We start from the raw sequence: 16802 nt of genomic DNA, 5'->3' as shown, positions 1-16802 counted from the left end.
GTGAGAGATGGATTTCACTTTACACTCTCCACAAGTGAAAAGGAGGGGCGTAGTTTGTACTAGCCCCTCTTCCCCTTTTAACTAATAACAATGCGGATAAAGGGGTTATAACCATAATTTTAGAAATTATGATTATTGTAATATATCGCTTCCTTAATTTAAGTATTATTGTTTGCTTTGAATTGCTGAGATTGATACTATTAGAATTTGATGACCTAAGCGAGTATCCTCCAACAAATGAATCAAATCTAAGCGTTCTGTTATTACATTAATCTAATCTTCATTAGATAGATTCTACACTTAGAGAAGTATTCTCTCTTATGTATTTCACATCATTCATTTGTACTATATCCTCGGTGTATCTCACTATTTTCCCAATCATATCTAACTCGCCTTCTATCCAGACCTCAACTTCTTGATCAAAATAAATACAATTCTGCAAATCAGCATCTGTTGTAATAATTCTCATTGATCATTACCTCCTTTTTTAAGTAACAAAGCACCTGTTCATACCACAGCTTAATAGACTGTGATTGAATAGGTGCTTCCTTATCAATCAATTTGATAGATAATTTAACCCAAGCTCTAACTAATTTCAAGAACAATTGTCATAACAGCACTAGAACTCTTTTACAATTATAGATGATTTCGTAAGAAACTTTGTTCTCTTATCAGTGTTTAGGTATGAATACATTCTACCGTTACCAATCTTAATCTAGATTAAGATTGGTAACTTATATTTACAATATTTTTGAAATTAATTATATGTTGTAATAAATTCGTTTTGAAAACTATGAGTGTTAATGCTAATAGAATTTATAAGACCAACATCGAGATCACGCTCTTCTCTTATATAAGTGATAACTCTATTAACATGGCTGTAGTACACATTACCATTTAACCCCTTAGTTATTAATAAACTAATCCTAGACATAACTTGATTACTGGAATTGTAAATTTTAAGTTCTGCCCTTCCCGCTTTGATCTCATTATAGAGTTCCTTAGAAATATCAATAGATAAAGGTATATACAATTTCTCACCTAAACCAGAACTTACTCCCAAGTAACCATAACACCTCAATACAGTTTTACTATTATTATTAAACACTTTAAACACATACTTATAATTCCCTAGTTGTACTGGAAACATAATATTCAAATCATATTCTTGTTGTCCAGTAGGATTCTCATAGAATTCTAGTCTAGGACAGATAATTGAGAATATCTCATTAATGTCACTAGATTTTTCGTTTTTGAATATAAAATCAAAATCATTTAATACCTTTGGACTGGGAAGGTAACCACTTCCGAGCGGATTCTTATTATTTTTAATTAAATTCAGAAATACTGATAGAAACAATAATAGTATAGATAGCATCAACCACATAACAATTAAACAAAGATTAGATAAATTATCATACGAAAATACAAAGGTGGTATTTAATAACTTTAGAAAAATACCCCAAATAAGAATTGAGACTCCGGATATAATGAAAATTATCCAATAAACAGCAGTAATTGTTATTCCTTTAGATACATGTTGTTCATATTCAACTAAACTTGTTCTATATTGTTCTAAATCAAGGCCATATGGTTTCAAGATTTGCTTTAAATACCTAGAAGCTACTAGTAATTTATTATCATATACAAAAGTTATAAACAATGAGAGGAAGGAAACTAGAGATATAACTCCAGAAAAAATCCAGCTTGATACTTCCATTTTTTCATTAAAATCATTAGGCAATTTTACAGGTATATCTAAAAAGAAAATAATAATGCTACTACTAATAATTACGAGTAAAATTATTGTTGAATACCATCTTAAAATTGTTTTAAGCATATTTATTAACATTCTTCAGAACCTCACCAATCTGATTTATCTTTGATGTGTCATTAAAAGAAATAACAGAAGCACAATCAATATTAAAATGTAGTCCATTTATATTGTCAATAAGATTGATACAACATAAACTTTCCTCATTAACAAATTCACTTAATCTTTCATTATTCTCCCTATCTATTTTAATAGAAACCAATCTTTTTCTATCTCCACTTATTTTGGAAACTAATAAACTAGATAATTGAAATGATTGATTATTCGATTTAATTAGATGATGACGAACAACATCAAATAAATTTATTTTTATTAGTTGTGCATTAAAATATTCATTCAATTTATTTTTGACATAAAATGAACTGCTTTCTGAATTAGTAAAAATATATAATAGTGATTCTTCTTTGAAAAACCACAAAAAAACTGATTTTACAGTTCTTTTTATCACTTTATCACTATAACGAACAGTATCAATCCAGTTATAACTCGCATGTATAGTATCAGTATTGGACTGTGTTATTACAAATTCATCAAACATATTAACTTTCAATGAAAAAAAATCTATATCAGGATTGCTACACTTGAAACAGACACACTCTTTATCAAATAGTAACAAGTTTCACACCCCTAAACTTCTAATTCTTCTTCTGTCAACCAAGAAGATATCTCCCTAATATGTACTTTCTTATTCTTTAAATCTAGAGTTTCAAATAGAATATTGATGTTTTCACGCATTTCCATCAATTCATTTCTTGATTGTTCTTTTTTTTCAATAAAGTTTAATAGATTAGTTATATGTGTAACTACTGAAATAATATTGTTTTCTATAACTTCATTAAATAATTTGTCTTTATCATTAAATCGAGTGTATATTTCATTAAGTAATTCTCTTGTTGATTCTAAGTCATAAATCCCATTTTCACACATGGAGATATACTCTCTTTGAATTATATTCATGACACTATCCTTTAGCACTTCGTCTTGAAGATCAAGAATAACAATTTTCAATATATCCATTGAACTAGTTTTAAGTTCGAAATTACATGTAAAAGTTTGATAATCTTTTTGCATAACAGTCTTGAATTGAATAATATCTTTACCTAACACGACATATTCACATGCAAGATATGATGCTATAATATTTTTCCCATTAATCGTCACCTCTTTAATATCGTCACTACTAACTTTGAATTTCAGATGTGAGAAAGTTGATTCGATATCTTTTGATTTTAATCGATTAAAAATAAAATCAAGAAAAAGTGCAGTCTTATAACTTGCATTATCTGTCCAAGACAATGTACTTCTTGTATCTTTTATTCTGTATGTCTGAATTGGTAATCTGAATACAACGCCAATAAATTTCTCAATTACTCCATGAATTTCATCATCTCCACAAATAATTGTAAGAATATTATTTTCTAAATCTATAGTTACTTTTGAATTATAAACTGCTGATAAACTTTCAATATTAAGTTCACCATTTCTCCAAGATTCTTCATACTTTTTAACAATAAAATGTATCTCAAAATAATTATTTTGTGAATCTTTAACTAATGATGTTGTTACAGTGTAAATGTCTGAAATCGGATTATTTGTACAATTAAATTTACTTTTATATTCTTCTGGAGATTTATTACTAAAATAATTATTATCAGCTAATTTGTGAGTATATGCTGGAAGCCCTCTTGTTTTAACAAATACAGCAAGTTCAACAAAATCATTTAATTCTTCAAGACTTATAACCTCTGAAAGTTTCAAAAAATGAGGTAATAACTCTCTTTTCGTTTTAATTTTTTTATCTGATGGGTAAACCCCTTTTTCTCTCATTAGTTTTTCAACAGTTTCTCGATTAGATTTCCCAAAAAACTTCCTAAGCACACCCAAAGTGTTCAAATCTTTGTCCCCCAATTTGACTCATACTATTAATAATAATATCCAAATAATAACATACCTTAGTATTGATACACACGGATTTTCTTAATGACCACCCTTAGAGGGGGCTACTTATACTATAAATTTCATTCAGTTGCAACTAATGATCTTATTTATTCTTGATAGTATCTGATGTAGGTAATTGACTTTCATAGGGTTTACTCTATTGTCGAGTGACTGTAATGCACTGCCCTATAGTCAGACATTTCTTTAGTTTAACTAGTTATCCACCCATAAAAAAATTGGGAGGCCTGCTATATTGAATGTTACTGTGTTCCCATTAGAACCTCCTTGAAGAAGGTGATATGCCTTTTTATACCATTGCCAAGTTTTATACATAAAAAAGAGCCTTTTCAGAAATCTAATACTACGCATGTATTTGTTCTACACTTGGAATTTCACAGCTAAATACCTGGTAGTTTTTATTCATTATTGTTAACCAGTCATTCCTGTCAGCAATAAGAAATCGGATATGTACCCTTGATACAACAACTCATGTAGAATACCCCTCCAATAGACCTTTTGCTTTTGCCTGGAGTAACATCCTATCGCTTTCTAGTTTAACGATGTGCATCTTCCTATGGCAGTTTGGACATAGGGCTACAGTGTTATCAATACTGTCCGCCCCACCTTCAGATAGCCATTCAATATGGTGTGTTTCTAAATATGGTTTTTTATTTCTATCATGAAATGGTGCTTTCTCTCCACACAATTGACATTTACCATTCGCTAATCGCTTTGCAAACTCTGATACATATGGATTCCTCATATAGGCTGATGATTTAACGGATCTGACTGCAACCCTTTCACTTTGGCTGTCTTCAGCTCTACGTTTCACTTCTAAAGTCGATAGCTTTCCAGCATGCCGTTGCTTCCTTTCTTCATGTTCTTTTACAACTTTTTCATCTATCACTATTTCTCCTGATTTTAAACGAATCGGAAACATCCATACTTTTCTCAATACATGATCTTCACCTTTTTGAACCTCCTGATATGGCTCATCACATAATATAACTTCCCCTTTATAAATATATTGTGCAGGTTCAAGCACCTCAAACAGATGAACTTCAACTCCATTTGAAGCCGATTCTGAAAGAGTCCTATTTTGCATAAAACTCTTATCTTGATCACCGGATTTTCCCATGCCTGTATAGTGAAGAACATCATTAAACCATTTATCATCATACAATCCTTTTGTATGATCAGAAATAATAACTAATGTGTTTGTTTGTTTGGATCGACGCATTCCACCCATATTCCCACATTTAAATTCGCTAACAATATCTCCGTTTTCCACAACATCACCAATCTTATAGGACGGAACAAAATTCATAGTAACACCTCTCAAAGTTTTTTTGCGATTGGAATGTCCGCAGGTAGCAATTACCTTTTCATCCTTGATCTCACGGATATGATTTTATTTCGAATACACGTAAGTGGGTACTTCACCCTGTTCATATAACCGGAGTTCATTGTACTCTTCCTGCCCTACCGTGTTCTTCAATGTATCGATAATATCCTTACAAATCCGAATCTGCACCAATACCGCTTCTCCGTCGCTGCTTTGTTCCCGTACGACTTTAAGTGCCCTACGGGGTACCCTCGCCAAATAGTTGGACAACATCTTCCACGCTTCTTCCACATCTAGCGCTTCTCTTCCAATCTCATATATTCTGGGGTCTAGGCAGCAAACTGCTGCGACGTTATATTATTAATGATTTGCTCTTAGAGTTCTTTTTTCATGTAGTAACCTCTTTTGCGATGGAGTAGGATGATATGTCTATTAGTGAGGATTCGACAAAGGGGAGGGATAACCTCCCTAAAATATAGCTATTAGAAACTAGTCATATGTACATTATTTGTCTATATTATCTCTCGGTCCTCTCTAAATACAATAAAAAATCACCTACTTAAGACCTAATATGATAAAATGAATTACATAGGTAAAAATAACCAAAAGGGGTGTGCAATTTGGAGAATTTTCCGGAACAAGTAAAGACCTTTGCTAATAGAGTACTAAAATTAAAAGATAGCATATTAACAGAAGAAGCTACTAAAACGTCTGTAATTATGCCATTTTTCCAACTTCTAAATTATGATGTCTTTAATCCTGAAGAGTTTTTGCCTGAATTCACTGCGGATGTAGGCATCAAAAAAGGTGAAAAAGTCGATTATGCCATTATGAAGAGTGGCGAACCTATGATTCTAGTAGAAGCAAAATCTATTCAGGAGAAGTTAACTAAACATGACTCTCAATTATTCAGATATTTCGGAACTACAAAGGCCAAATTCGCTATACTTACCAACGGATTAACCTATCGCTTTTATACAGATTTAGAAGAACAGAACAAAATGGACACTGTCCCGTTTTTCGAGTTCAATCTATTGGATATCCGTGACAATCAACTAAGCGAACTATATAAATTCAGAAAAGAAAACTTCAACATTGAAGATATTATTACGACCGCATCTGAACTCAAATATACAAATGAAATTAAAAACTTCCTTAAATCTCAGTGGGATAATCCTACCGATGATTTCGTATCTTTTATTCTATCTGATGTTTATACTGGTAAAAAAACAAAACAAGTTATTGAAAAGTTTAATCTTATCGTCAAAAAATCTCTCAAAGAATTTGTTAATGACATGATGAATGATAAAATAAAAGCAGCCTTAAATAATAATGACAGTGTAACAGTACAAGCAGAAGGCGAGAGCGCTACCACTAAAGAAATAGTCTCTGAAGCGGAAGTTGTAACTACCGAAGAAGAATTGGAAGGGTATGTAACAATCAAAATACTTCTTAAAGATATTATTGATTCTGAAAGAATCAGCTATCGAGATAATCTAAGCTATTTTAACATTCTAATCGATAATAGCATTCGCAAGTGGGTCTGCCGATTAGGGTTTAACAGTAGCAATAAATATATACAATTTAATGATGAACAGAAGACAACGATTACACTATCAAATGTATCTCATATTAGTGAGCTTCGTGATAAACTCCATGAAGTTGCAAGTAGGTTTGTGTAAGCAATACTATGCTACTTGCGACTAAACATCTTATAGTAAAACATAAACCGAGAATTCCTAATTATGGATTTCTCGGTTTTTTTATCTCGCATCAAAGATTATCCACTCTTAATGTAACAGATCTACCCCGATCCGATCTATGCGGACCGCAACATCTTCGCTCTGCAGACCGATCCGTCCCTGAAGAAATGGTGAAGCACTGCGATCGGTATAAGAAAGGACCGATTCGCTTGAATTGCCCGTATATACCTCAATCGTTGCACCTCGCACAGACACCTTTAAATGAAACTTGCCATCCGCTCCAGGAGCATTCGTTCCCCAGGCCACGCTTTTTAATGGGATAATGCCATAGTTGATTTTATCAAGATGCAAACCTTCGGCATCGGCATAAATGTAATATCCGCGGACGTAATCGGACCGGTTCTGATTCTGATCCAGCCCATTTGCCGGTTCCGTAGCCCGAACGAGCAGACCCGCTCGCCCTTCATTCTCCCTCCGCTGTAGATCGGCCTGAACGCTATAATCGGACCAGTCGGGTTCGCCAGCCAAGGATTTGGCAGGTGACACCGAAGAAGCCCGCAGTTCTCCATCCTTCACGGACCACATGCCTTCAAACCGAGTCCAGCCAAAATCATTGCCATCGTCAAAGTTATCCTCCCATTTCTCGACAGACTGGTAACGCTCAACCCGAAACCAGTCAAGGTCCAGAGTTCCACCTGTAATCTTCAGCTTCCAGCGTTGTTGCCCCGCTGGCAACATGATTTCCCCTGAGGATACCGTCTGCCATTCTCCCGCTTCCTCCTGAGCTGCCGAGAATCCCGCAATCTCCCTGTTATCCTGGTCAACCAGTTGGAATCCCACACTCTCCGATAGAGGACGGATACGGAACCGAATCGAATACGGCGCGGATTCCCCCGTATTCACTAAGTAGTTCGCCCAGTCCCCCGCTTGCAATCCGGACAGTACGTAACCGCCGTTGCCATCGCTCTCCATACTCATAGTGCTCGGGCGATATGGAGATTTGGCATCCGCATCTACTTCCTGTGTAACCCCATAGGTTTCACCTTCCTTACCTTCCTCCAAATGAACCGCTTGCACTTGTCCCGGCAACGGCTGATAGGACCTTCCGTCGCTGCTACCGTTCACATCATTGCTATACGCGACGTAACCGAAACACACATCCAGTCCAACCGCAGCATAACCGATAGCGCCTCCACCTGTCGCCGACGATCCGGCGTATTTCTGCATCTCGTCAATATATACGTGCAGATTGGCGTTACCAACAATCCCGGCAGGAGCATGCTCGATCCGGATTTTATGCCACTGACTGTAATCAAAGTCCTCGGGTAGATCAGCTTCTCCAAGGATATGATCTGTCCCGCCGGAACGTTCAGTCAGCTCCATCCGACCCATCTTGGGATTTAACCATACCGCTCCGTAGTTTTTTTCATCCTTGTATGAGAAGACGCCTCCAATCCTAGACTCCGCTTTCGCTTCGCTCTCCGCGCGAAGATAAAACTCTGCCGTAAACTCAGACTCCGTCTCGGATTTAGTCCGTATCATAGCTGTGCCAGTCGTATCCGCCGCTTGGACAACAGCTCCCTTATCGCGATCGATCGACCATTTTCCTTTCCCCGATTCAAGCCACGATTTGCCGAGTTTATCCCGCTCAAATCTGTCCAAAAATACGGGCAAAGCCGGAGCAGGTTGGGGCGTGTCTGTGGGTCCGGCTACAGAGAATCTGTCACCGTCCCAGAATAGACGGTCCATGTTCATATGGCGCAGTGGCCCTACAATGCCCGGTCCCTCCAGATTATGATAGATCATGTACGTGGAATCGAGATCCGGCCCGGTGACAAGCGAGTTATGACCCAGTCCGACCGTTTTCCCTTCCGTTCGTACCAAGACGGGATTCTCTTCAAACGGCTTGAATGGCCCTAAGGGCGACTCACTGACCGCCGCATTGATCCGGTAACCATTGCTGAACACATGATTTCCGGTATAGGTCATATAGTACAACCCGTTTCTTTTAAATACTGTTGCCCCTTCAGTCCAGCCATCCATATACGCTCCTGTGGGAGCACCAGCAGCCGTTACAGACAACGGTGAATCCATCGGTGCAGCATCTATCCCTCCAGTTCCCGCATAATAGAAATACCAGGTGCCGTCATCGTCCACGAAAGTCGAGGCGTCGATCGTTCTTCCGAAATTGTCCGTCGCCACACGGAAAGGTCCCACGGGCGTCTCACTTTCCAGCACATAATGGCCATTTCCCGCCGGGGAAGTATACATATAAAATTTGCCGTTCCAGTACCGGACCTCGGGCGCATACGCAGCTGTTGTAACCGGATCCTCCGTACACAATCCGCGATACGTCCAATCCATCAAATCCGGTGAGCTCCATACTTTAACCCCAGCATCGGTATCTCGCGTGCTCACGTACAAGTAATAATACCCGTTAAATGAAAAAACAAAGGGGTCTCCAAGTCCATACTCTTCCCATTCATCCGGTAATGACATAGGGTTACTCCAAGTCCGGGTCGGCTCTTGCTCCACAGGTGAGCAAGCCCCCGCTGCTAGCAGCAGTATAACGATCACCAGCCATTTCCCAAAGCGCATAGCAACTATCCTCCTTTCCCTCAAAAGAAAAACGGCAGATCGTTAGATAACGTAATCTGCCGTTTGTCGTATTAACTCCGAGTTCCTTCTACTATAGAGCGAATCATATCCAGCGGAAGCTTCGGCTTCCGGTCATAAGTCAACAAGCCGTTAATCTCCTGCTCCACATCACTGAATTGTGTGTAGCAGAATCCTTGAATGACAGGAGATTGCAGCATTGGCTCCACGATGTTCTTCAACCGCTCTGCGAAATCTTCCTCATTCACCGCCCCGGAGTATCCCCATCCTTCCCACTCATTCTTCTTGAAGGAGATACCTCCGAACTCCGTTGCCAGAATCGGTTGACCTGCATAAGGGAAGCCGGGGACCAGAATCCACCGATTACCCGGTTGGGCGCTTAGTGCCGCATCCTTGGTAGCATACCGCTCCGTCAACACTTCGCGTCGCCATTCATAATCATGGACCGTCACCAAATCGGTGCTCACTAACTCCCATCCATCATTCGAAATGACAGGACGCGTCGGATCTAGTGATTTCGTCATATGATAGACCGATAATGCGTGCTGCTGTTGTTGCTTATCAACCAGAATATTGGGCACGCCCCAACTCTCATTGATCGGCACCCAGGTCACGATACACGGATGATTATAATCCCGCTCCACAGCCTGAATCCACTCCTTGGTCATTCGCGCCACATATGACTCCGAGAATTGATAAGCATTCGCCATCTCTCCCCACACCAGCAGTCCCAGGCGATCCGCCCAATACAAGTAGCGCGGGTCTTCAATTTTCTGGTGCTTGCGCGCTCCGTTGAAGCCCATTTCCTTCGTCAATTCCACGTCCCGGCGCAGGTCATCATCACTTGGGGCAGTCAATATACCCTCTGGGAAATAACCTTGATCCAGCACCATTTTCATAAAATAGGAGCGGTTATTCAGCAGTAATTTTCCATCTTCTATGGATATCTTTCGCATGCCGAAATAACTCTTCACCGTATCCGCAACCACACCGTCTACACTTAAAGTTAATTCCAGATCATATAAATTCGGTTTCTCAGGCGTCCACCAGCGTCCCAGACCATGGTCGTTGAAATCTTCAAGATGAATATGCCGATTGGCTGACTCATGTCGCAGCGAAAACGTATCTTCCACAACAAATTCTTCGTTAAATGTAATGGTAGCTTTTACGCTAACCACGACTCCCGGGCGATAACCGGTCAGAAAAACATCCAATGCAATATTATTTGCGTCTATATCAGGAGTCAACCGGATTCTCCCAATATGTATTTCCGATACCGGTTCAAGCCATACACTCTGCCAAATTCCAGTTGTGCGTGTATAGAATATCCCCGCGGATTTCTCTTCCCAGTACTGTTTGCCCCGTGGCAAAGTCACATCCCGGCTGTAATCGGTTGCCTTTACAACGACGGTATTGTCACCTTCAGTAAGGACATCTGTAATGTCGGCATGGAACGGCGTATGTCCACCTTCGTGCTGCACTACAACCTTCCCGTTCACCCATACTTTCGCTTCATAATCTACGGCGCCAAAATGAAGGAGCATGCGTCCCTTTTTATAATTGTCCGGTAAGGAAAATACTTTCCGGTACCAGACTATATCATGAAATCCTGTATCACCTATTCCGCTTAATCGGCTCTGGTAACAGAACGGTACGTTGATTTCACTACCGAACACATGATCTTCATACCATGCTTCTCGCTCCCCCATCCCTTCGTCGTCATAATCGAATTCCCATTCCCCGTTCAAGCTCATCCATGCCTCACGTATAAATTGTGGCCGGGGATATTCATTGCGTACTCGTTGGTCAGCCATTGTTTCTACTCCTTCTTTTCCAATAGGTATATCTTAGTTTTATTTATATGAGCAGTGCGGCGCGTTGGCTTGGTAATAATCCATATGCTGAATCCGATGACCCCAAGCAGCCCAAGTCCCATCCACAACGTATCCAGCAACCCCAATAGTAACTGAGATTGATTTGATTTCAGCGCAAAGATAAGTACGTTACTCATGACTAGGTACCAAAGTACATTCCGCCCCATCGCCTCCAGCGGGAAAAACGGAAGCGGATATTTCTCCATCAACCGAGACACAAGATAATATCCGTACAACAATAATGCCGGCCCAACGACCCACCAAATCGAGGGTGGAAACCGCTCAGGCAGGGAAGCATTCGCCGACGAGAGCCACTTCCAGACAAAAGCACCCGAGGCAATGACTGCTCCAGCCAGCACACGTAAGTCCCAAGCGATTCGATAGCGGGCAAACAACATGCCTAGCAGATAATAAGAGAAATATTGTATCACTGGAAATGAAGCAAAATCTCTTGTACCAAGCAAAGGAGCCAAAGCAACCACATGGATCGCCTCATAAGGAATAAATGTGGTCAACAGCAGGATTCCCGCCATGGAGAACCCGACCCATTTTCGTCCGATCACCCATTTCAATGGAACAAACAACAACAAACCGAGAACGATCACATAAGTAAAGGATAACAAAAACTCTGACCAGCCCGGCATGTCGCTCAGTAGCAAGATCGGCCTAACCGTATTCCATTCCAGCGGACGTGTATCAATAAACAACCGAAATGCTGTCCCGGAAACATAAAAGGCTAATAGGGTTTTAATTGCCGTTACCAACATACGGTGCCATACCCGCGAGAACGGCTTGCTATAGTAAGCCAACTGGCATACGTAACCGAAGCTGAACACAAAACCTGAGAACGTGATCAAGTTAATGACGTCGATAAATTGTTGCCCTTGCGGGAAGATCATCTGGTCGCTGAAGAATTGCAAGCAATGGCAATACACCATCCCAAGCACTAACAGGCCCTTGAATATATCAATCGCTCTTTCACGCTGATCCGTAGCCGTTAAGACTCCGCTCATCCTTTAATTCCCGAGAGACTGACTCCCTTGATGATCTGACGTTCAAATATCAGGAATAGAAGCATGATCGGCAGAGAAGCTATAGCATTTATAACCATGGGCTTCACATAATCTTCCGTATACTGGTTCATTAATGTAGGAATCCCCATCGGTAACGTGAACAGGTTGTCATCGGTAACTGATAAGAACGGCCAGAGGAAATTGTTCCAAGAGCCAATAAACGTTAGAATAGCGATCGATACGAGCGCGGGACGGGTAAGCGGAAGCATGATACTTACGAATATCCGCCAGAGACCGCCGCCGTCCATCTGAACACTTTCTAGCAGATCGTTCGGGATTCCGTCAAAGAAACTCTTAAGCACTATAATGGCGAAGGGTGAAGCTAGAGCCGGAAATATCAGTCCCATGTAAGAATTCAAAATCCCCATATCCTTGGCTACCTGGTACAGCGGAATGAGGATCGCTTCCCCTGGAATAAGCAGGCCAGCGAGGACGAAAAAAAACATAAACGTCCTGTACCTGAACGGAACCTTGGACAATGCAAACCCGGCCATTGCAGAGATCATCAGGGTCAATAAGGTTACACAAACGGCTATAAAAAAACTGTTCCAAGACCAATTGATTAATTTCGTTCCTGAAATAATTTCATGATAGACAGCGAAGGAATACGGTGGTGTGAACCAGTCCACTACGGACGTAATTTTCATGCCTTCTTTTTTCACCGATACCACAAGCATCCAGATCAGTGGAAAAACAAATAATATGGCCATAAACATTGAAACAATCCGATAGAACCATTTCATCGCTAGTCAACCTCCTTCCGGTTATTCATCCAGTACTGCAGACCAGACAGCATAAGAAGAATAACAAATAGCATATAGGACATGGCGGATGCATATCCAAGGTCATTCTTACGGAAGCCCGTTTGCCAAATCAGTTGTATGACAGGACGAGTCTCATCCAACGGACCCCCGCCAGTCATGACATAGATCTGCATAAACACTTTAAAAGAGGCTATGATTTGCAGCATGGTTATCGTTTTGGTAATCGGGCTGAGCAGTGGGAGCGTAATTTTCCAGAACACTTGTGAATCGCTCGCTCCATCCAAACGCGCCGCTTCATAGACCTCATCCGGTACATCCTGCATTGCCGATAAGTACAAAATAAAGTTAAAACCGACGGTCCACCATAATGTTAATAGCGAGATGGCGATCCAAGCCAAATTCGTCTCTGACAGCCAAAAGATCTCCGAACTTTCAGGAAGCAGCTTCACCCAATGAAGCAAAGAATTTATAAGCCCCGTATAAGGCTGAAAAACAAACAATCCTAGAAAGGAGGCAACCGCCACGGAAAGGATACTCGGAATAAAGAACACGCTGCGGTAAAGTCTTTGTAGCTTGGAGTTACGATTGGCTATGAGTGCCAAAATAATTGCCAATATGATCATTAACGGTGTTGTGATGATTACAAAAATCGTAGAGTGCCAGATGGATGCCCAAAAATCTTGATCATGAAACATCCGTTCATAGTTGCCCAATCCAACGTACTTCATCTTCTTGATAAGCGTCCATTTATAGAAGCTCATCTCCACGCCCTTGATCATTGGCCAGATGGTAAAGAGGAAATAAACGACCAAGAAGGGGAGCAGGAACAGTAATGCCTGCACATCTACTCTCAATTTCTTCATTTTCATAAGCGTATTACCTCCCCATATGACCGGCAGACTTTACGGCAAATGCCGCAAAGTCTGCCGAATTCATTACCTTGATCTATTATTCGTTTAATACCTTCTGCACTTCATCTGTCATTTTGGCAATTCCGTCTGTCGGAGTCAATTTGTTCGCCCACACTTCGTTCAAGTATTTAAACATGGCCAAATCGCGTATTTGCCAATTCTTCGTAGATGCTTTGCTGAATTTAACAGTAGAAGCTACAGATACATAGTCACTACGATATGGAAGATCTTTAAATTCCTGTTTCTCAAAGACGGAAGGCTTGGAAGGAATATGGCCAGCCTTCGCCCAGACCTGACCGTTGTCCGCAAGCCAGTTGGCGAAAGTAATTGCCGCTTTCCGTTTCGCCGGATCTTCTTTCTTTGTTACCGGAAGAACTACCGTATGTGAGTCACCCCAGGTAGCTTCTTGGTCAAATACCTTAGGAATCGGCATCGCGCCGAATTCAAGATCCTTCGTGGATTCCCAAGTCCCTGTTGCCCAAACACCTGTCATCATAATGGCTGCCGTGCCACTTTGGAAATTCTTATAGAAGTCGGGATCGTTCAATTTAATCACTTTATATTTATGATATAAGTCCTGAATGTACTGAGCCGCTTGAACCGCTTTATCTGTATCGATCTGCGCCGAGTTCAGATCATCGGAAACCACGTCATTGCCGCCTAATTGGGAGTAGAGCGACCACCACAGACGGAACGGGTCGTCATTTGTGTTTGACATAGCAAATGGCATTACTTTCGGAGGCAATTTCTCTTTAAGCGTAGTCAAGAAGGTGATGAACCCGTCTGCCGACTGTTCCATAATAGGCTTGCCTGCTTCATCAAGCATTCCCGCTTCCTTCAGCAATTTCTTGTTGTAGTACATGATGAATGGATGCGTATCGATTGGCACCGCATAATGAGCTCCATCCACGATGGAAGCATCCAGAATATTCTGATTAAAGGTTGCCCAGTCTACACTAGCTTCGGTAGCCACATCATCCAATTCGGACACAACTCCTTGGTTGATCAGGTCAGGTAGACGGGAAATATGCGAAATACCGATATCCGGACCATTGCCGTTACCAACTGCGGTAATGAGCTTCGTGTAATACTCTCCCCACTCCAGCTTCGTATTCTTAACTTGAATATTAGGATGTTCCTTGTTAAAGGAATCTATCATCGCCTGCATATTGTCGCCGTCACCGCCCGAGAACAACGTCCAGAATGACAGGGTAACCTTCTCTCCATCACCATTTGAAGCGCTTTCATTATTTTGGCCGGTCGTTCCGTCATTTGTACCCGCTGCTCCATTGTTGCTTCCCGAGTTGCCATTATTGCTGCCACTACATGCACTTAAAATCACGGAAAAAGAAAACAATAAAGCAAGCATGATCCCAAAGCTTTTTTTCATGTTGACCCCCCTTATAACTTTTGGTGAAGGTACAAAACATCAATATTGTTTTATTACACATTTATTGTACCTATTTAGCTAATATAAAGCCGAATATATCATTTGTCAACGCTTTCAAACTATTTTATTGTAACACTTTATTAATTAACCCATTCATTACAAATATATTGTAATGAATGATGCAAGTCCCTATCTCGATCTATAATAAAAGGACAAGTTTTCCTAAATACATGCCCAATTATTAACCTAGAATAAGAGAAACCATCATTTCGGTATGAAATGATGGTTTCTCTTATTCTAGCTCATCCATGGTATAGGATACACGCATGACTAGATCCTGATCGTAATCTCCGAATTGTTTACCGAAGAGATTCACGCCGCCTTTGTGAACCGCATCCGACTTGACTCCGATCCGGACCCGGAGGCTCGGACGCTGATTCAAATACAGATCATTCAATGTGACATCCGACACTTTTTGCATATCCAGCGTAGTTCGTTCCTGGTCGATGCGCCATGTTTTTAGCAATCCGTATTGAGTCGTCCAATCGAGCCACCATGACGGATTCAGCACGCCCCGTCGGTCTCCAAAGTCTCCAGGGCTGGTCCACATTCCGATTTCTGTTCCGTTCACCCATACTGAAATATCCGATGGCCAATCATTGTCGTAATTGGGCGCCTCCGAGCACATCTCCATCGATAGCTCAATCGATTGAATCTTTGCATTTTGGGGGATCTCCAAGGGAAGCAGATACTCCACATACCCTTTGCGGAACCAGATGATCTGAGCCGCCACGTGTTTCGGATGATAGAAACTGGCTGGTTCATCCTCTCTTACCAGCATTCCTTCATGTGTAGCCATCCCGCATGTCGGGTGAACCTCACAATCACCATAATGCCCAATAGGCATCTCCACCTCATACAACTTCATTCCGTCCCTTGTTGATCGGACAATCGAATTTAACCCAATCAGAATATCGTCATAATTCCGGCTGCATACCTTCATGGCCCCGCGCACGGCCGGAAGTAGTTCGGTATTAATCAGTCTGGCCGCTTCGAGCACCTTCACGTTATTGGCGACCGTCGAAACTGGAAGCTGCAAAGCCTCGGCAATTTCGATAATATTCATGCTCCGTGTATTAAGAAGGCGAAGAATGTCGACTCTGGATCGCGTTGAAAGGGCGTGAGCGACCTGAACCAACTTATCCGCTTCGTGTATACCAACTTCTAGCATAAGAACCTCCTACGAAATTTACATACATCATCTCTTAAGTACCTTACTACAATAAACTGTATTAAAGCAATAATATTAAATATATCAGATAATCGTTAGCAGATAAGCATTTCTCCTGTGAAA

The 16802-nt window shown here is 40.7% G+C and carries 14 protein-coding genes; 1 reads left to right on the top strand and 13 read right to left on the bottom strand.

The features are described from left to right. Positions 1 to 283 precede the first annotated feature (283 nt). From AC1D69_RS20520 to AC1D69_RS20495, 6 genes are all read right to left on the bottom strand, one after another. The gene (locus AC1D69_RS20520) at positions 284 to 469 is read right to left on the bottom strand and encodes a hypothetical protein (protein ID WP_495457997.1); all 186 of its coding nucleotides are present in this window, start codon (positions 467 to 469) and stop codon (positions 284 to 286) included. Positions 470 to 757: 288 nt separating this feature from the next. Beyond that, a complete protein-coding gene (locus AC1D69_RS20515; RefSeq protein WP_495457996.1) occupies positions 758 to 1852 on the bottom strand; it encodes a hypothetical protein in 1095 nt (364 codons plus the stop codon). Continuing rightward, positions 1833 to 2450, bottom strand: coding sequence for a hypothetical protein (locus AC1D69_RS20510; protein ID WP_495457995.1), 618 nt, complete (start codon positions 2448 to 2450; stop codon positions 1833 to 1835). Before AC1D69_RS20510 ends, AC1D69_RS20515 begins: the two co-directional genes overlap by 20 nt. An 11-nt stretch (positions 2451 to 2461) precedes the next feature. Continuing rightward, positions 2462 to 3727 (bottom strand): hypothetical protein, encoded by a 1266-nt coding sequence (locus AC1D69_RS20505; protein ID WP_495457994.1) that lies wholly within the window; start codon positions 3725 to 3727, stop codon positions 2462 to 2464. Between the two features lie 532 nt (positions 3728 to 4259). Beyond that, complete coding sequence (locus AC1D69_RS20500; protein WP_495457993.1) at positions 4260 to 5099, bottom strand: HNH endonuclease; 840 nt, start codon at positions 5097 to 5099, stop codon at positions 4260 to 4262. 84 nt (positions 5100 to 5183) lie between these two features. Continuing rightward, positions 5184 to 5408, bottom strand: coding sequence for a hypothetical protein (locus AC1D69_RS20495; RefSeq protein WP_495457992.1), 225 nt, complete (start codon positions 5406 to 5408; stop codon positions 5184 to 5186). 329 nt (positions 5409 to 5737) lie between these two features. Between AC1D69_RS20495 and AC1D69_RS20490 the strand changes: the two genes are divergently transcribed. After that, positions 5738 to 6799 (top strand): type I restriction endonuclease, encoded by a 1062-nt coding sequence (locus AC1D69_RS20490; RefSeq protein ID WP_495457991.1) that lies wholly within the window; start codon positions 5738 to 5740, stop codon positions 6797 to 6799. Positions 6800 to 6907: 108 nt separating this feature from the next. On the opposite strand, the gene AC1D69_RS20485 is transcribed toward AC1D69_RS20490, so the two are convergent. From AC1D69_RS20485 to AC1D69_RS20455, 7 genes are all read right to left on the bottom strand, one after another. Continuing rightward, entirely contained in the window at positions 6908 to 9319 is a 2412-nt protein-coding gene (locus tag AC1D69_RS20485) for a family 43 glycosylhydrolase (RefSeq protein ID WP_495458062.1), read from the bottom strand. 170 nt (positions 9320 to 9489) lie between these two features. Beyond that, complete coding sequence (locus AC1D69_RS20480) at positions 9490 to 11250, bottom strand: glycoside hydrolase family 2 protein (RefSeq protein WP_495457990.1); 1761 nt, start codon at positions 11248 to 11250, stop codon at positions 9490 to 9492. A 5-nt stretch (positions 11251 to 11255) separates the two neighbouring features. Beyond that, positions 11256 to 12323 (bottom strand): acyltransferase family protein, encoded by a 1068-nt coding sequence (locus AC1D69_RS20475; RefSeq protein WP_495457989.1) that lies wholly within the window; start codon positions 12321 to 12323, stop codon positions 11256 to 11258. Continuing rightward, positions 12320 to 13126, bottom strand: coding sequence for a carbohydrate ABC transporter permease (locus AC1D69_RS20470; RefSeq protein ID WP_495457988.1), 807 nt, complete (start codon positions 13124 to 13126; stop codon positions 12320 to 12322). The genes AC1D69_RS20475 and AC1D69_RS20470 overlap by 4 nt, the downstream gene beginning before the upstream one ends. Before the next feature lie 2 nt (positions 13127 to 13128). Then, on the bottom strand, positions 13129 to 14016 hold the full coding sequence (locus AC1D69_RS20465; RefSeq protein WP_495457987.1) for a carbohydrate ABC transporter permease: 888 nt from the start codon (positions 14014 to 14016) through the stop codon (positions 13129 to 13131). Positions 14017 to 14095: 79 nt separating this feature from the next. After that, complete coding sequence (locus tag AC1D69_RS20460; RefSeq protein ID WP_495457986.1) at positions 14096 to 15448, bottom strand: ABC transporter substrate-binding protein; 1353 nt, start codon at positions 15446 to 15448, stop codon at positions 14096 to 14098. 292 nt (positions 15449 to 15740) lie between these two features. Continuing rightward, a complete protein-coding gene (locus tag AC1D69_RS20455; protein ID WP_495457985.1) occupies positions 15741 to 16679 on the bottom strand; it encodes an ArsR/SmtB family transcription factor in 939 nt (312 codons plus the stop codon). Positions 16680 to 16802 lie beyond the last annotated feature (123 nt).

The sequence above is a fragment of the Paenibacillus sp. Y301 genome (assembly GCF_059445505.1).
Note: the sequence above shows the minus strand (reverse complement) of the source record. Positions and strands in the feature narration are given on the sequence as shown.